The 17,736-nt window shown below is 34.0% G+C and carries 21 protein-coding genes; 6 read left to right on the top strand and 15 right to left on the bottom strand.

All coding sequences use genetic code 11. The features are described from left to right. Window positions 1-16 precede the first annotated feature (16 nt). Window positions 17-514: a biotin transporter BioY gene (locus BEN26_RS06950; RefSeq protein ID WP_084818853.1), complete on the bottom strand. Its 498-nt coding sequence runs from the start codon at window positions 512-514 to the stop codon at window positions 17-19. Window positions 515-812: 298 nt separating this feature from the next. Between BEN26_RS06950 and BEN26_RS06945 the strand changes: the two genes are divergently transcribed. The 5 genes from BEN26_RS06945 (at window position 813) to tsaA (ending at window position 5,636) form a co-directional block, all read left to right on the top strand. Then, window positions 813-1,976, top strand: coding sequence for a KamA family radical SAM protein (locus BEN26_RS06945; protein WP_069800023.1), 1,164 nt, complete (start codon window positions 813-815; stop codon window positions 1,974-1,976). 43 nt (window positions 1,977-2,019) lie between these two features. After that, window positions 2,020-3,375, top strand: a complete 1,356-nt coding sequence (gene glnA, locus BEN26_RS06940) for a type I glutamate--ammonia ligase (protein ID WP_255421870.1) — start codon at window positions 2,020-2,022, stop codon at window positions 3,373-3,375. A gap of 244 nt (window positions 3,376-3,619) precedes the next feature. Continuing rightward, window positions 3,620-4,000, top strand: coding sequence for a VOC family protein (locus BEN26_RS06935; RefSeq protein WP_069800019.1), 381 nt, complete (start codon window positions 3,620-3,622; stop codon window positions 3,998-4,000). Window positions 4,001-4,030: 30 nt separating this feature from the next. Beyond that, complete coding sequence (locus tag BEN26_RS06930; RefSeq protein ID WP_069800017.1) at window positions 4,031-5,008, top strand: S66 family peptidase; 978 nt, start codon at window positions 4,031-4,033, stop codon at window positions 5,006-5,008. 211 nt (window positions 5,009-5,219) lie between these two features. After that, the gene (tsaA, locus tag BEN26_RS06925) at window positions 5,220-5,636 is read left to right on the top strand and encodes a tRNA (N6-threonylcarbamoyladenosine(37)-N6)-methyltransferase TrmO (RefSeq protein WP_069800015.1); all 417 of its coding nucleotides are present in this window, start codon (window positions 5,220-5,222) and stop codon (window positions 5,634-5,636) included. Window positions 5,637-5,927: 291 nt separating this feature from the next. On the opposite strand, the gene BEN26_RS06920 is transcribed toward tsaA, so the two are convergent. The 6 genes from BEN26_RS06920 to yneA form a co-directional block, all read right to left on the bottom strand. Further along, entirely contained in the window at window positions 5,928-6,548 is a 621-nt protein-coding gene (locus BEN26_RS06920; protein WP_069800013.1) for a manganese efflux pump, read from the bottom strand. Window positions 6,549-6,707: 159 nt separating this feature from the next. Beyond that, window positions 6,708-7,499, bottom strand: a complete 792-nt coding sequence (locus tag BEN26_RS06915) for a VIT1/CCC1 transporter family protein (RefSeq protein ID WP_069800011.1) — start codon at window positions 7,497-7,499, stop codon at window positions 6,708-6,710. Window positions 7,500-7,668: 169 nt separating this feature from the next. Beyond that, complete coding sequence (locus BEN26_RS06910) at window positions 7,669-7,899, bottom strand: DUF896 domain-containing protein (protein WP_069800009.1); 231 nt, start codon at window positions 7,897-7,899, stop codon at window positions 7,669-7,671. Between the two features lie 4 nt (window positions 7,900-7,903). Beyond that, a complete protein-coding gene (locus BEN26_RS06905) occupies window positions 7,904-9,109 on the bottom strand; it encodes a dicarboxylate/amino acid:cation symporter (RefSeq protein ID WP_069800007.1) in 1,206 nt (401 codons plus the stop codon). Window positions 9,110-9,256: 147 nt separating this feature from the next. After that, on the bottom strand, window positions 9,257-9,457 hold the full coding sequence (locus BEN26_RS06900; RefSeq protein WP_069800006.1) for a hypothetical protein: 201 nt from the start codon (window positions 9,455-9,457) through the stop codon (window positions 9,257-9,259). Window positions 9,458-9,511: 54 nt separating this feature from the next. Continuing rightward, window positions 9,512-9,778, bottom strand: coding sequence for a cell division suppressor protein YneA (gene yneA / locus BEN26_RS06895; RefSeq protein WP_068724051.1), 267 nt, complete (start codon window positions 9,776-9,778; stop codon window positions 9,512-9,514). 157 nt (window positions 9,779-9,935) lie between these two features. On the opposite strand from yneA, the gene lexA reads away from it, so the two are divergent. Then, on the top strand, window positions 9,936-10,553 hold the full coding sequence (gene lexA / locus BEN26_RS06890; protein ID WP_069800004.1) for a transcriptional repressor LexA: 618 nt from the start codon (window positions 9,936-9,938) through the stop codon (window positions 10,551-10,553). An 82-nt stretch (window positions 10,554-10,635) separates the two neighbouring features. On the opposite strand, the gene glnA (BEN26_RS06885) is transcribed toward lexA, so the two are convergent. From glnA (BEN26_RS06885) to BEN26_RS06850, 8 genes are all read right to left on the bottom strand, one after another. Next, window positions 10,636-11,970: a type I glutamate--ammonia ligase gene (gene glnA, locus BEN26_RS06885; protein ID WP_068724046.1), complete on the bottom strand. Its 1,335-nt coding sequence runs from the start codon at window positions 11,968-11,970 to the stop codon at window positions 10,636-10,638. A 49-nt stretch (window positions 11,971-12,019) separates the two neighbouring features. After that, window positions 12,020-12,421 (bottom strand): MerR family transcriptional regulator, encoded by a 402-nt coding sequence (locus tag BEN26_RS06880; RefSeq protein WP_068724044.1) that lies wholly within the window; start codon window positions 12,419-12,421, stop codon window positions 12,020-12,022. A gap of 172 nt (window positions 12,422-12,593) precedes the next feature. After that, window positions 12,594-13,865 (bottom strand): methionine gamma-lyase family protein, encoded by a 1,272-nt coding sequence (locus BEN26_RS06875; RefSeq protein WP_069800123.1) that lies wholly within the window; start codon window positions 13,863-13,865, stop codon window positions 12,594-12,596. A gap of 269 nt (window positions 13,866-14,134) precedes the next feature. Beyond that, window positions 14,135-15,118: an AAA family ATPase gene (locus BEN26_RS06870; RefSeq protein WP_069800002.1), complete on the bottom strand. Its 984-nt coding sequence runs from the start codon at window positions 15,116-15,118 to the stop codon at window positions 14,135-14,137. A 154-nt stretch (window positions 15,119-15,272) separates the two neighbouring features. Then, window positions 15,273-15,599 (bottom strand): protease complex subunit PrcB family protein, encoded by a 327-nt coding sequence (locus BEN26_RS06865; RefSeq protein ID WP_069800000.1) that lies wholly within the window; start codon window positions 15,597-15,599, stop codon window positions 15,273-15,275. A gap of 116 nt (window positions 15,600-15,715) precedes the next feature. Continuing rightward, window positions 15,716-15,952, bottom strand: a complete 237-nt coding sequence (gene hfq, locus BEN26_RS06860; protein WP_068724034.1) for an RNA chaperone Hfq — start codon at window positions 15,950-15,952, stop codon at window positions 15,716-15,718. 38 nt (window positions 15,953-15,990) lie between these two features. After that, on the bottom strand, window positions 15,991-16,947 hold the full coding sequence (gene miaA / locus BEN26_RS06855) for a tRNA (adenosine(37)-N6)-dimethylallyltransferase MiaA (protein WP_069799998.1): 957 nt from the start codon (window positions 16,945-16,947) through the stop codon (window positions 15,991-15,993). Further along, a complete protein-coding gene (locus tag BEN26_RS06850) occupies window positions 16,944-17,735 on the bottom strand; it encodes a class I SAM-dependent methyltransferase (RefSeq protein WP_069799996.1) in 792 nt (263 codons plus the stop codon). The genes miaA and BEN26_RS06850 overlap by 4 nt, the downstream gene beginning before the upstream one ends. Between the last annotated feature and the right edge of the window lies 1 nt (window position 17,736).

Below are 17,736 nucleotides of genomic sequence, written 5' to 3'. Positions count from 1 at the left end.
TTAATTGGGATAATGATCATTGAAGCGATACGATTTTCACGATATCAAGTAGTATGAATGGGGCTACACCAAATTCAAAAGCTTTAGACCAAGAAAGATGAAGGATTAACTTAAGCTGCACTGCCCCAAATAAGTAGATAAAGATAAGACCTATTAAAGAGATAATAACAAAATGTGTCGAACGATAACGTAAAGATTTACCCTTCGAGTTTTCAAACAGTTTTCCAATAAGGTATGTAGCCACAATATAACCAATAAGATAACCACCCGTTTTCCCTAATAAAACATGAACCCCTCCAGAAAAATTAGCGAACACAGGAACTCCGATGGCACCTAAAAGAACGTAGATAATCATAGAGATTGTTCCCAGTCTAGCGCCAAGTAGTCCAGCCGCTAGATATACACCAAAAATAGATAAAGTAATCGGTACTGGTCCAATCGGAATGCTTAATTGTGCCAGAATGGCAGTAATAGTAGCCATCATCGCAGCAAAAACCCAATTTCTTGTACTCATCAAAATCTCCCCCTATATTGTCGATTAATTTAGAATTATCATAATACGCTCTAAAATATATGTCAACCATAATTATTAAATAGGTTAACAATTAAAAGGTTGATTCTTCTTTACTAAAGTGTAGACGATGGAGCCAAAATTCTTAGAAACGTTTGATGGATTAATCGAAAAATATTGTGAAGAAGTTGATTTTGGATATGAACAGTATTATAATTTTATGTATTTTTTGACTATTTACATATTTTGCTGTTATAATAAACAATGTAAGTAAAAAATATAAAAACTAAGGAGGAATTTAATGGCACAACCAAAGTATATTACGGACATTGACCAAGTTGTTCAGATTCCAAAAGAGGAGAGAGAAATCCTTAAACGAATTACCAAAAAATTTGCATTTCGAGCCAATGAGTATTACTTAAGTCTGATTAATTGGAAAGATCCGAACGATCCAATACGAAGATTGGTGATTCCTAATCAAGGCGAATTGATGGAATATGGTCGTTGGGATGCTTCCGATGAAGAGTCCAATTATGTCGTCCCTGGATGTCAGCATAAGTACAAAACCACTGCACTGTTAATTGTCTCTGAAGTGTGTGGTGCTTATTGTCGTTATTGCTTCCGAAAACGGTTATTCCGAAATGATATTAAAGAAGCAATGAGTGATGTAGAACTAGGAATTCAATATATCAGTGAACATCCTGAAATCAATAATGTGTTGTTAACAGGAGGAGATTCACTTATCCTTGCAACCCTAAAGCTACGAATGATTATTGAACGACTTCGTTCGATTGCCCATGTCAAAGTTATTCGTCTAGGTTCCAAACTCCCTGTTTTTAACCCCATGAGGATTTACGAAGATCAATCATTATTAGATCTGATCAAAGAGTTCTCAACCCCAGAAAAACGCATCTATATCATGGCACATATTAATCACCCACAAGAAATTACTTACGAAGCGAAAAAGGCATTTCAGGCATTGCATGAAGCAGGGGCGATTATAGTCAATCAAACCCCTATTCTAAAAGGAATTAATGACGACCCTGTAGTTCTTGGTGAATTATTAGATAAGTTATCCTGGGCAGGTGTTACTCCATATTATTTCTTTATCAACCGCCCTGTTGCTGGAAACCATGACTTTGTTCTTCCACTTGAACGTGTATACCGGATTGTAGAACAAGCAAAAGCAAGAACATCCGGATTAGGAAAACGGGTGCGTTTATCTATGAGTCATTCTTCTGGCAAAATTGAAATCCTAGCGATTGAAGATGGCAAAGCTTATTTAAAATATCATCAATCTAAACATGGCGAATATGGGAAATTCATGGTACTTGATTGCCCAAAAGATGCAACTTGGTTTGATGATCTACCAGGAAATGAACAATATTGGAACAAACCAAAGAAAAAACGGCAGCAGGTTGTATGGGAAAAAGAGAAACAATCTGTGAAAGCGATTAATGGATAATCGATACAAAGTAAAAAATATATGATGGGAGTGGTTGGTTCTCGTGGCTTCTACCTTGGAATTAAATGTAGAGCAACAGGCAAAAGAACTCATTTGGAAAAAAGTAAAGGAACATAACATCGAATTCATTCGGTTAATTTTTACGGATATTTTTGGATTTGCGAAGAATATGACTATTCATAAAGACGAATTAGATGATGCGATGAATGGGAAATTGATGTTTGATGGTTCTTCGATTGATGGATTTGCACGAATTGAGGAATCCGATATGTATTTGAAGCCAGATTTAACAACATTTCAAGTATTTCCTTTGAGGCCCAATGAAAAATCAGTGGCTCACTTTTTTTGTGATGTATATGGAACAGATGGAAAACCATTTATGGGATGCCCGCGCAATACTTTAAAAAGAGTGTTAAAAGAAGCAGAAGAAATGGGCTACCAATTTAATGTAGGTGCTGAAGGGGAATTCTTTTTGTTCTATCGGGATGAAAAAGGAGAACCGATTTTTAACATTCACGATCATGCAGGGTATTTTGATCTATCTCCAATAGATAAAGGGGAAGATGCACGTCAAGACATTATTCTCACGATGAAAAAGTTTGGTTTTCATATTGAAGCAGCCCATCATGAAGTTGCACCTGGACAACATGAGGTGGATTTCAAATACGGTGATGCGTTATCTATTGCTGACAAATGGATGATGTTCAAAATGATTGTGAAAAACATTGCAAATAAGCATGGATTATACGCATCATTTATTCCGAAGCCATTTGCCAATCAAAATGGTAATGCCATGCACTGTAATCAGTCATTACAGGATAAAGAAGGAAACAATGTGTTTTATGATAAACAAGATCCTTTAGAACTTAGCAAGATTACAAAGAATTATATTGGGGGTTTACTAAATCATGCAAAAGGAATGGCGGCGATTACGAACCCGACAATTAATTCCTATAAACGGTTAATTCCTGGGTTTGAAGCACCTACGAATATCTCTTGGTCGAGAGGAAATCGATCTGCACTCATTCGAATTCCCCATGCACGTGGAAAGAGAACAAGAATCGAGTTAAGAAACCCTGACCCAACCGCAAACCCATATTTAGTCTTTGCAGTAATGTTAAAAGCAGGGTTAGAGGGGATCAAAAAGGGAATGACTCCTCCAGAAGAATTTGATGGAGATGTAACTGACGTTATCGAAAATCTACCAGTGTTAGAAACAGAGAGATACCCTAGAGACCTACATTCAGCGTTAGAATATATGCGCAAGGATATACTAGTAAAGGAAGTAATGGGTGAACACGCATTTACCACATACATTGAGGCAAAACAGTTAGAAGCCGATCAATTCGCAAGGGAAGTACATCACTGGGAAATCGATCAGTATTTAAAAAAATACTAGAAAAAGAAAGTGTTGCAGGACTTCTTCGTTAATAAAATGCATTTGAAATGGTGTGAAAAATGATGATAATTCGGATGATAATTCATTAAGCTAAAATTTAGAACATGGTTATTCCATGCTCAAATTTTTATTAAACCATGTACAGATAAGTTTTCTGTGAAGTTTCAAAAGTAACATTTTAGTGATAAAATAGGGCATACGGGAAATTATATTAATTCACGATATTTTCTAGGAGGTCATACATATGATTAATAAAATCGGAAAAATCACGTTATATGTAAATAATCAAGAGGAAGCAAAAAAGTTTTGGACAGAAAAATTAAATTTTGTAGTTAAATTTGAACAGCCAATGGGACCAAATATGACATGGTTAGAAGTGGGTCCAAGTGAGAGTGAATTTACGACATTTGTTTTATATGACAAAAATGTAATGAAGGCTCAAAATCCATCTATGAACGTTTGCCATCCAAATGTCATACTAAGTACCACTGACATAGAAAATGCTTTCACAAAAATGAAGGAAAATGGTGTTGAAGTAGGGGAAATGATGAAGATGCCGTATGGGAAAATGTTTTCGTTTAAAGACCAAGATGGCAATAAATATCTACTTCGTGAAGACAAATAATCGTTTTTATTATTACAAGAGGTTGCGAACATGATACCAAACAAATTAAAACGAGGGGATGAAATTCGTGTTGTTTCTCCATCAAGAAGTTTATCTGTCGTTAACCAAGCAAATCAAAAAATAGCCATAGAACGCCTTGAATCGCTCGGATTCCATGTGACGTTTGAAGAGCATTGTTATGAAAGTGATGAATTTCATTCTTCCTCTATAGAATCGAGAATTGAAGACCTACATAATGCTTTTTCAGATCCCAACGTGAAAGCCATTCTAACTTCAATCGGTGGCCATAATAGTAATCAAATATTGAAGTATCTCGATTATTCATTAATTCAAGCAAATCCAAAGATACTTTGTGGTTATTCAGATATTACAGCATTAGGTAATGCGATATATACCAAAACTGGATTAACCACTTATTCAGGCCCTCACTTTTCTACGTTCGGAATATTAAAAGGAATGGAATATACCATCGATTATTTTCAAAAAGCACTGATGACAGATGAAATCATAGAGGTAAAACCGTCGGATTTTTGGAGTGATGATCCATGGTATTTGGATCAAGATAATCGAACGTTTATTGAGAATAACGGTTGGTATGTCATTAATGAAAGCAAAGCAGAAGGAGTTATTATTGGTGGAAATCTATGTACATTGAATTTGTTGCAAGGAACTGACTTCATGCCGAGTTTAAAAAACACCATACTTTTCTTAGAAGATGACGAACTCACTTTCCCCGAAAATTTTGATCGGGATTTACAATCGTTGATTCACCAAAAAGGATTCGAAGAGGTTAGAGGGATTGTTTTTGGTAGATTCCAAAAGAAATCTGAGATGAGCAGGGAGATATTGAAGAAGATCATTAAGTCAAAGAAGGAACTAGATACCATACCCGTCATTGCAGATGTCGATTTTGGACATACTTATCCTCAGATTACATTTCCGATTGGTGGAAAAGTTTCAATCGTAGCGAAGGGGAATGAATTGAAAATTAAAATACTTCAGCATTGAAATGAACGACTATTCATAGATAAAAGGACTACCTAATTGGGAAGTTCTTTTTGTCAGGAAAGGGGTTATTGATTACAAAAGTAGTAACGTTAGAGTCAAAATTATCTTTTCGAAAAGTTATCTTTTTATTCGAACAAAAACTAAGTCTTTCGATATATTGAGGATAAGGAAATTTATACCAAAGAAAAGTTAATAAAATGAGGTGAGTAAAATGGAATTGGTTCAAATCGGTGTCATCCATAGCAATTACAAAGAAAGATTCGATGCTCCACGACAAGGAAGGTTATCTGATGAAACACAAGTAATAGAAGTATTTGTCGAGTATATGGAAGGCATGAAAGGAATAGAAAACGTCTCCCATCTGATTATCCTTTATTGGTTTGATCGAGCAAATCGAAGAAATCCACTGTTTATCAAACCTAGAGAAGGCAATGAAAAAAAAGGAGTATTTGCTACTCGTTCTCCTAATCGACCCAACCCAATCGCTTTTTCTATTGCAGAGGTAATTAAAATTGAAGGTAATAAAATAACTGTAAAAGGATTGGAAGCTTTAAATCAAACTCCACTTCTGGATATTAAGCCGTACTCGGTTGAAATCGACTGTGTTGATTCTACTCATTTACCATAAATACAGGTTTCGTCCTCATAATTTTTGTTTCTAGTTAACATAATATATATTATAGGACGTTAAAAAATACTATTTTTCCTCAAAATTTGTTATGAAGTTTATATATAATCTTCTAATCCCCTAACGATCTGTTTCTTCAAATTCTAAACAGGATTTATTTCAGTTTTGCCTACATGTAAATAGTCTATAATTTGTGTCATTAAATTATATTTATTCATTATTTTTTCTCAGCTATTACTTAACATAATATTATTATGATCTACTTTTTTCCTCTATATTAAATTTTAAATTTTATATTAACCTAATAATGGCAAGAGTCACTAAAATAATACCGGGCAATAATGAAAATTTTTCAGCAAAAACATTGATTATATTTTTTCTGGCCAGTATATTACCCATGCCGATAAGAATAAAGTGCATGAGTCCAAATAAAAATGATGTTAGAAATGGATTATAATTAAAAAAAGATAAAGTAAATGCAGCAATGGAAGCATCCATGGCTACAGCAATCCCTAATATCATGCCTTCTATCGGCTTAATATCGTTTTCTTGGTCAATATCGGCTAGAATCGGATTATTTATCACTTTAATTAAATTTCTTACTTTAAGATTGCTAATTACGTTCCTGTTAATATTTGCCTCTTTTTTTTGTTTAAGACCTTCTTTTAAGGTGAATAATCCTAACAAAAGCAATAATATCGCACCAATATATTTACCCATATTTAATGAAATATAGTCTTGCAACTTATTGCCTAATCTCATTGTGATTATCGTACCAACTACAGACCAGGATGACATAATCAATAAGGAAAAATATGAGATTTTGATTTTGCGTAATCCAAAAGAAAATCCACCCCAAAATCCATCAATACTCACTGCAGTTGCTACTAAAATCAAACTAATTATACCCATGTTTTATCCCCTCTCATGATTTGTCATTATTAAAATATGTAGAGGACAAATCGAAGGTCACTCATATAGATATAAATAAAAAAGAACACCGTCTTTTGGTGTCCATAAATAATGATTTATTCTTTAAACAATATAACTGTTTTTTCGTTGTAATATCATTTACGCTAATCCTGATAATAAAATCCCTATTCCATAAGCTGAAGCAGCAGCGATCCCACCGACAATTAGCATTTCTAACCCGGATGCAAACCAATGCTTGTCAACAAACTTTACTTTTAATGCACCTAAAATAAATAAAGTAAATCCAGTAAGAATGATTGCGATAAGAAATGTGAAGTTTTGAATCCCTGGTGTAAAACCTGCAACTACATAAATAACTAATGGAATAAAACCAAAAACAGAAAACGAAATAAAAGTTACAATCGCATTTTTTACAGGTGATTCATTTTCTTCTAAAATCCCTAATTCTTCAACCATCATAATATCAACCCAGGCTTCTTTATTTTTGGAAATAATCTCAGTAACGACTTTAGCGTCAGATTCATCCATTCCTTTTGCCACATAAAGTTCAATTAACTCTTGTTTTTCCCCCTCTGGAAAATTTTCCACTTCCCAAAGTTCTCGTTCCCTTTCTGACTGTTTAAATTCATTTTCAGCTTTTGTACTTAAATAGTCACCAATTGCCATTGAGAGGCCATCCGCAATCAGGTTAGCAAAACCCATGATTAGCACAATACCTGAAGAAAGCTGTGCACCAGCAACTCCAGCAACAACTGCAAAAGTTGTAATTATACCATCTAACCCACCATATATAAAACTTTTTATGTATTGGCCTTGTTCTTGGTTATGTCCTTCAGGAGCATGTTTTCTTTGTTGATGTACAATTTTACTTGCTTCTTTATTATTACTCTTGTATGCTTCTCTTGCTTTGTCTAAATTTCTAGATAACAATACCCTTTCACCCCTAATTATTATATTTTAAGCTATTATATATTTCTATTTTACCATATTTTTTAGAACTATAAGCTAATATAGCTTTTTTTCATATTTCAATTACTTTTAAAGTTCCCTATGAATACAAAAAGGAGGGTTTCTATCTATCTGCACCCTCCTCTTTTCTTTAATGAAAATTTCGTTTTGATTTAGCTTCTTTTAATTTATTTGGTGTAATGTCGTTTCCATTTGCATCTATGACTTTAATAGAATGTAAATGTGCACGTAAACTCTCACGATAAGCGGCAATATATTCTTGTCGAAGTTTTGATTGCTCTTCTTTTTCTATTTCGGTTAATCCAACCGTTTTAGATTTACGAGAGAGTTCATTAATTCGATCTATTTTTTCTTGTTTCATTCTTCTACGTCGTTCTCCTTTCCCACTTCTCTAAAATCGCTGCATTTGCAACGACTCCAATCACATTTAATGCTGTTCTAAATGTGTCAGTTAAACGGTCAACACCAGCTATAATCGCAATGGCTTCTAACGGTAAATTTGCAGCACTTAGCACAGTAGACATCATAATAATTCCTGCTCCAGGAACACCAGCAGTACTTAATGAAACTAAGATCGCACTTACAAAAACTGCAATAATTTGGTTTATACTCAAATTAGCACCGATCATCTGAGAAACAAAAACTGCTGTGAAACCTTGTAGAATCGCAGCACCATCTTTTTTGAGGGAAACTCCAAAAGGAATAGCGAAACTAACAAGTTCCTTTTTCATACCATAACGATGCTCAGCATTATCCATTGCTAATGGAAGAGTCGCATTACTACTAGCTGTTCCAAATGCAAGTCCAAAAGCTGGATAAAATGCCTTCCAAAACTTAATCGGATTTTGTCCTGTAACAATTAAAAGAATACTATAAATTCCAAATGCCATCAATAAAATTGCTATGATTAATCCAATCACATACAATGATAAACTCTTAATGATCCCTAATCCTTGTGTTGCAATCACAGAAGCCATTAAGGAAAAAACGCCTATAGGTGCTAGTCTTAAGATAATTCCCATAATCTTAAAAATAACTTCATTTGCACTATCGATAAAGACAGAAAACGGTTTTCCCTTTTCTCCTGCAAGAGTAACTCCTAATCCTAACAATAATGCCGTTATAATAATTTGAACCATATGGCCTGTGCTCATCGATTCAAAAGGGTTGCTAGGAATAATACTTAATAGCCATTCAGATAAAGGAAGGCCTTGCTTTCCTTCAACCTTTTGTTGAAGCATTTCTACGCCTATTCCTGGTTTTAAAACATAAGCCACAATCAAACCAATGATAAGAGAAATAACTGAGGTAAAGATATATAAAAACAGTAATTTAATGCTATATCTCCCTATTTTCTTGATGTCACCCAAACTTGACATACTCGTTACTAATGAAACAAGCACCAATGGTACTACTATAAATTGGATCAATTTAATAAAACCAACGCCTACTAGATGCAGAATGTTTTTATCCAAAAATTGAATCATTTCATCAGGAACTAGAAGGTTGATAAAAAATCCTGCCCCTATACCAAGTATCATCGCTAAAAAGATTTTCGTAGATTGATTCATTTTTATATATCTTCCTTTCACTATAATAGGGTGCTACGTTAAATGATTATAATGAAAGTTTGAAATTTAATCAATGCAAGAATGTGCTGATGGTGAAAATAGTAAAGAGTAACACGCGGTTACTCTTTGTTTAAAAAATTAACCTATCTAATCATATGGAAGGTATCCATTGATTAAAGTTTCAACATGATGATATGGATTGAAATCATCAAATCGACCATAAGAATAATGGAGGACTTCCTCTCTTCCAGTTGATTCATTCACATTCACTCGACTTATCTGGTATTCCTCTTGTGGAAAAAAATGCGGATCTACCCTTGGAATATCATTAGGAAACCCAGGTATCATCTTATCCCTCCTTTATAATACATTATGTCTAAAAGAAGAATATTTTAGTATAAATTAGTCTAGAGGAATCTTAAGCACTTGGCCAGGATAAATCATTGCTTCTGATAATTCATTTAATTCTCGAATGTTGTATATCAATTCCCTAAAATCCATTTTGCCATTGTAATAAGGTTTGGCTATTGACCATAATGTATCACCTTCTTGGACAATTACTTCAATGTATTGTGGCGTTTTCTTCTGATTAATTTCCTTTCCATACACGATTGTTGAGATCACAAACGTTATTAAAATAACAAATAAAACTATTAAAATCCTTTTCATAAGAACCCTCCGAACATTTATTCTTAATTATAATTTTATTATATTTTAGAACAAATGTTCTTGTCAAGCTAAAATTTCGAACGAGTGTTTGCGCAATCGATTGATTTATGTTATAATAAAAAACAAGAAAGATATGGTATTTCAGAGGTGAATGATGATGAATAATTTATCGAACAGACAAAAGGCAATTTTTGATTTTATTAAACAAAAGGTGAAAGAAAAAGGTTATCCCCCATCAGTTAGAGAAATTGGAGAAGCTGTTGGTTTAGCCTCTAGTTCAACAGTACACGGGCATTTGTCTAGATTAGAAAAGAAGGGCTTAATTCGAAGAGATCCTACAAAGCCTAGGGCTATTGAGATTTTGGTAGATGATGATTTACCTAAGATGGACAAAGAGATGGTTAGAGTTCCATTGATAGGAAAGGTTACTGCTGGAGAGCCTATCACTGCCATTGAAAATGTAGAAGATTATTTCCCACTACCTGCTAGTATTGTAAATGGTGATGACGTTTATATGCTTGTTGTTCAAGGAGAAAGCATGATTGAAGCCGGTATATATGACGGAGATTATGTGATTGTTCGCCAGCAACCTATAGCTAATAATGGGGAAATTGTCGTAGCCATGACTGATGAGGGAGAAGCAACGGTTAAGAGATTTTTTAAAGAAAAAAACCATATTCGACTTCAACCTGAAAACTCAACGATGAAACCTATTTTATTACCACAAGTGACTATTTTAGGAAAGGTAATTGGATTATTTAGAAATATTCACTAACATTAGTAATTCTACTATAAATCCCCCTTCTCCATAAGGATGAAGGGGGATTTCATTTTAAATTAAGAATAGATTTAATTTTTTAATATAGCTTCATATATTGGTCTCTTTCCCATTGATGAACATGGGTCCTAAATAGATCCCATTCAATTTGTTTAGCCTCAACAAAATGCTCCACTGCATGGCTACCTAGCGCAGATAGAATGACTTCATTCTTTAAAAGTTCATGAATAGCTTCTAATAAAGTTGCTGGTAAATTATCTATTCCTTCTGCAATTCGTTCTTCCTCTGTCATAACGTAAATGTTACGATCGACAGGAGCTGGCAATTTGATTTTATTCTTAATTCCATCTAATCCTGCTTTCAATAGTACAGTTAAAGCTAAATATGGATTGGCTGATGGATCTGGATGACGCACTTCAATTCTCGTACTTAAACCTCGGGAAGCAGGGATACGAATTAAAGGACTTCTATTTTGTGCGGACCAAGCAACATATACTGGAGCTTCGTAACCTGGAACTAATCTTTTATATGAATTCACTGTTGGATTTGTTATTGCTGCTAATGAACGCGCATGTTTAAGTATGCCTGCAATAAAGTATCTAGCTGTTTCAGATAACCCCAATGAATCGTTTGGATCATAGAATGTATTCTCATTACCTTTAAATAAAGAAAGATGATTATGCATTCCTGAGCCATTCACACCATATAAGGGTTTTGGCATAAAGGTAGCATGTAAACCATGTTTACGAGCTATCGTTTTTACGACTAGCTTAAAAGTTTGAATGTTATCTGCAGTACGAACAGCATCAGCATATTTAAAATCAATCTCGTGCTGACCTGGAGCTACTTCATGATGAGAAGCCTCAACTTCAAATCCCATTCTGTCTAAAGTAAGTACGATATCTCGTCGGCAGTTTTCACCTAAATCTACAGGAGCTAAATCAAAATAAGCTCCATTATCGTTTAATTGTAACGTAGGTTCTCCTTTTTCATCCGTCTTAAATAGAAAGAATTCTGGTTCTGGTCCAACGTTCATAGCAGTAAAACCTAATTCTTCAGCTTCTTTTAAAGCCCTTTTTAAAATTCCCCTTGGATCCCCTTCAAACGGAGTACCATCTGGCATATAAATATCGCAAATTAAACGTGCCACTTTTCCTTCCTCAGATCCCCATGGAAAAACAACCCAAGTGTCAAGATCAGGATACAGATACATATCAGATTCTTCGATACGAACAAATCCCTCTATAGAAGATCCATCAAACATGATTTTATTATCCAATGCTTTTTCCAGTTGACTCACAGGTACTTCAACATTCTTAATAGAACCCATTAAATCAGTAAACATTAAACGAATAAAGCGTACATTTTCTTCCTTTGCCATCCTAATAATATCTTCTCTACTAAATTTGGACATCTTCATACTCTCCTTTTTATCTATTCTCAAATGCAGTCGCATTTAAGTTTTAATGGAAAAATCTCGATAACTCCCCCTGGATTAGCGAAGTCTGACCTGGCTTTTGTTGTAAAATTTCTCTCTTTAAAATTTGTCGTAATTCTGTCTTTGAGATCTCAGACCGTTGTGTTTGTTGTAATTGTTTCATTTCAAGCTCTTGTTGCTCTATTTCATTTCTTAAGAGAATTTCCTTTATTCCTGCTATATTTACTTTCTTATCTAACAGACTTTTTATTTCTAATAGATGGTCAATATCATGGAATGAGAAGAGACGTTGCCTACCCTTGGTTCTTGCTGGTTTTATCAAACCTTGGTCTTCATAATAACGAATTTGTCGAGCAGACAATTCCGTAAGTTCCATTACAATACTAATCGGAAATAGCGGTCGATTTCTTCGTTCAAAATCATTCATGAAAACTCTCCTTATCATATATCCTTATCATATAATGGTTTTATTTTAATTCATGTTAGTTTTATTGTCAATAATATGTTAGAAAAACTTACATATAAAATTATAAAAAATAAAGAGGCATCTCTCACATCAAAATATAGCCTCTTTCCTAAAATGCAAACAAAATATATGATTAAGCAATAGATAAAATCCCCTTGTCTACCATCATCTCGATAGCCGTTAATATCCCCCATTTTACATGGTGGTAGGTAAGCCCACCTTGAACATAAGCAATATATGGAGAACGGATAGGTGCATCACCAGATAATTCAAGACTTGCTCCTTGTATAAAAGTACCTGCTGCCATAATAACAGAATCTTGATATCCGGGAATCTGATTTGGCACTGGTATAACGTGAGAATCAATTGGTGATCCTTTTTGAATCCCTTGTAAAAAAGTAATTAGTGTATTTGTATTATTGAACTTTACAGCTTGAATAATATCATGTCTGGCTTCATTCCAACTAGGATTGGTCTCAAAACCTAGTTGTTCGAATAGGGCTGCAGCAAAAATACTCCCCTTTAAAGCTTCGCCCACAAAATGAGGGGCTAAGAAAAATCCTTGATAAAAGTCAGCCATATGCCCATGCATGGAGCCAACCTTCGCCCCAATACCCGGGGCTGTTAATCTGTAAGAAATTTTCTCAATGTAAACTTTTTTTCCTACAATATATCCTCCTGTTTTGGCTAAACCTCCACCAGGATTTTTGATCAAAGAACCGACAATAACATCAACACCAATTCCAGTAGGTTCTTGTTTTTCAGTAAATTCTCCATAACAATTATCAACAAAAGTAATAAGATCTGGTTTAATCTCCTTTACAAAAGTAACCATCTCCTTTATTTCTTCAATACTAAAAGAGGATCTCCATGAATATCCTCTAGAACGTTGAATCGCAATGACTTTAGTGTTTTGATTGATTTTTTTTGCCACTTCTACAAAATTAACTTTTCCCTGTTTGGTTAAAGGAACAGATTGATATGTAATTCCCCATTCTTTTAATGATCCCATACCTTCACCATGAATACCAATTACTTCTTCCAACGTATCATATGGATCACCTGTAATATATAAGAGTTCATCCCCAGGTCGTAGTAACCCAAATAGGCCTATAGATAAAGCGTGAGTACCTGATACAATATGAGGACGAACTAGACCTGCTTCAGCTTCAAATACATCTGCATAAATTTGATCTAACATATCCCGCCCCATGTCATCATAACCATAACCAGTTGAAGAAAGTAAGTGAAAATCTGAAACATGGTGGTTTTGAAAAGCCTTCAAAACTTTACCTTGATTATAGCTTGCAATTTGATCAATCTCTTGTATACGAGTCGAAATTTGTTTTTCTACTTGAATGACTATCCTTTCGAATTCCTTGCCATATTTAAAAAACGAAAACATGCCAAAAATCATTCCTTCTAATATATATTGTTAACTTAATAAGGCATTAAATCCTGATTCAGACATCAATATATTGTCCTTCCTTTCTCTTATAAAGATTCCTTTACATTACCCTTTTTTAACAAAATCATCAACTACTATAATACACTTTTAATACGAAAAAGACATCCCCTATAATAAAACCCACAAAAGTGACGGATTCCTTAAAAGCTATTCCGACTACTTTTGTGGGGCTCTCAAATACGGAAAAGAAAGTTGACTTTCTTTAATTAAAAAAGGAATGATTCTTTCCCACGTATTTTAATTTCTAAAAAATCTTCAGGCTGAATGGTCATCAAAACCTGTTTTGAATTTGGAATTTGTTGTTCACTAATAAGACGAACAGCTTGATTCCGAATCGCTTTTTCAATCCAATTACGAACAAGTCTTGCATTACTAAAACTTCGTAGTGGATTATTAATTTCTTCGGTAAGAAACTGTTTCAACTTTTGTTTAGCAGAGCTAGATAAAATATATTCTCTTTCATTGACCATTACCTCTGCAATATCTAATAACTGCTCAATTGAATAGTCATCAAAATGAAGTTGGATAGGAAATCTTGAATGAAGTCCAGGGTTAGAACGAATAAAACTCTCCATTTCAAAAGAGTAGCCTGCCAAAATCAAAATAAATTCATTTTTATGATCTTCCATTGCTTTTACCAAAGCATCGATCGATTCTCTTCCAAAATCCTTTTCGCCTCCTCTAATCAATGAATAAGCTTCATCAATAAAAAGGATTCCTCCTATGGCTTTTTTTACTTGTTCTCTTGTTTTTTGGGCTGTATGACCAATATACTCACCTACTAAATCAGCCCGTTCCACCTCGATAAGATGTCCCTTTGAGAGAATCCCCATCTCTTTAAACATTTTGGCTATTATTCTGGCCACAGTTGTTTTCCCTGTTCCAGGATTTCCTTTAAAAATCATATGAAATACTTGAGAATCAGATTTTAAACCTAGAGATGACCTTTGTTGGCCAATCTGAATAAATGCAAAGATTTCAAAAATAAGTCTTTTCACTTCATCTAACCCAACTAAACGATCTAATTCTTGGACAACTGCCTTGAATTTTTCCTGTATCGTTGAATTCGTTGAGGTAACTTTGTAATTCGATGTCAGTTGTCCCTTCGACTTAGCTACCTCTTGATTCTTATCTAAGACTATATGAATCTTATGGGATGGATTTGATTTAGCAGCCACTTTCTTATTCATGATAGGTCACCTCACATTTACATATTCCTTACAGTATACGCGAGTGCCTAACAAAATGTGCTAAAGCCTATTGATTTCCAAAATTCGATTTATCTTTGGCTAAAAAAAATAGCCCTTTTTAAGGCTTTTTTAGGGCTGAGTTTCTTTATTTTCTTCATTTATTATATTGGACTTCTATTCGAATAGGTTTGTTCGTTTGTTCAAGTTCTAGAACAGTCACAGGTGAATTGATGACTTGTGTAACGATTTCTTCTGGTTTAGGATTTGTATATTCCACCTTGATTAATATATCCTTCTCTTGCTCTTCAATTCCAACTAGTTTAATACCATATCCCCCAGAATCCACTTCTTTTCTTCTAATCACCACGTAAGTTTTATTCTCCTCTTTAAGAATAAAGTAAACATCCTCATTCTGCTTTTGATTCAACCACTCTTGCACAATATTTGGTGCATCTAATTGACTAATCATTTGATATTCCATATCCACCCCAACCTTTATAATAAAAACTCTATATGACTATGATATTGATAAAAATAAAAAGCATTCCTTATGTTTTTCATAAAGAATGCTTACTGAATGAAAGATACAAATAATTATTATTCCTCTTTCATTTCTTGTGCTAAGGAAATATTTTTAGCAGGTACAAAAGTAGAAATAGCATGTTTATAAACCATTTGCTGTTTTCCTTCAGTTTCAAGAATAACGGTAAAATTATCAAAACCTTTAATTAATCCTCTTAGTTGAAAACCATTCATCAAAAAAATGGTAACCGGTATGTTCTCTTTACGTGCCACATTTAAAAATGAATCTTGAATGTTAATACTTTGTTTCATCTCTTTACCCCCTAGATATCATGTTATGTATAGAATATTTAATTATTCTTCAAATATATGAGCTTTCCTGCAAAATGATGAGAAATCTTTTCCATAATTTCTTTTTGTACTTGTTCCTTTCTCTCAGTCATATCGAACCAGTTAATTTCAGGCATTTGACGAAACCAACTAAGTTGTCTTTTGGCAAATCTCCTTGTTCCTTGCTTTATCTGATTAACAGCTTCTTCCAAAGAAAGATCTCCCTTTAAATAACTTATGATTTCTTTATACCCAATACCTTGCATTGAAGTATATCTTTCATCATACCCTAGTTCAAGTAGCTTTTCTACCTCTTCTACTAACCCTTGTTCAAGCATGAGATCAACTCGACGATTGATTCTATCATACAATTTTTCCCTATCCATAGTCAAACCTATCATCAATAAATGGTAAGGAATTTTAAGTTGTTGTTCTTTAAGCAACTGGGACATGGTCTTTCCTGTCTGATAGTAAACTTCTAACGCTCGGATAATTCTCTTCACATCATTGACATGTAGCTTTTTGGCTGTTTCAAGATCAATATCGGCTAGTTTCTGATGCAACGCTTTTTTACCATATATTTCCAAATAATGATACCATTCTGAACGAAAGGATTCATTCATCGAAGCTTTTGAAAATTGATACTGATGCGTGACCGATTTAATGTATAAACCGGTACCTCCAACAATAATTGGAAGATGATTCCTTCTGTTAATTTCTGATATTCTTGCCGTTGCAATCTCTTGGAATTCAGCTACAGAGAAAGCATAATCAGGATTGAATTCATCAATCAAATAGTGAGGGATTCCTTTCATTTCTTCAACTCTAATCTTAGCTGTACCGATATCCATGCCTTTATAGACCTGCATCGAGTCACCAGATATAATTTCTCCTTGGAAATGAAGGGCAATTTCAATACTTAAATCAGTCTTGCCTACAGCTGTTGGTCCAACAATGACCAATAGATTTTCTTTCATTTTTGCTCATCCCCATTCACATTGATTATTCCATAAGTGATTGAAGATGATCGGTGGATGGGTGTAAAACCTAGTCTTTCAAATTCCCTGCTGTAGATATGTTCTTTTAATATAACCATCCTTTTTGCTACTCTTTTTGCTTCTTCAATTGCCTCTACTTGAATAGGTTCAGCATTAGCTAACTTTCTTAAGGGATTCATTGATGAAGATTTTCTTTGGCCTTTACGAAACATTGGATCAAAATATACCACATCAAAACTTTTACTAGGAAAAATTTTGAGTGTAGGTAAATAATGTTTTGTCAAGACTTCAATTCTTTTCATCGCTTGATCAATATCCTTATCCTTTGGCCATCCTTGATTCAACCCATCTTGTACAATGGCAGAAATAATGGGTTGACTTTCAATTCCGACTACTTTTCCAGTTGAACCTACCACAAAAGAAGCAACAATTGAATCAGAAGCAAAACCTAATGTGCAATCTAAAAAAGTATCACCTAGCTTCAGTTTGGAAATATCAACCATTATATCATTATCACCCTGTTTTAAGCGATTTATACGTAGTGTTGCCATACTAGGATGAAAGAAAAAAGGATTTTCTGTTTCCGTAGAATAATATTTCGTAAGTTCTTTTTCAATCACAATTGTTTCTCTTGTGTTATAGCTTTTATTCAATTCTAATAATGAGAATTTGCCTCTTTCTATAAATTGTCCACCAACTTGTCTGGCAATATTTATAGCTCGAAGAATCATCTCCTGGTCTGGTTCGTATGAGGTGGTTACGATCATT

This window comes from Tepidibacillus sp. HK-1 (genome assembly GCF_001748485.2).
Taxonomy (GTDB): Bacteria; Bacillota; Bacilli; order Tepidibacillales; family Tepidibacillaceae; genus Tepidibacillus_B; species Tepidibacillus_B infernus.
This window is presented reverse-complemented; position numbering and strand designations above follow the sequence as displayed.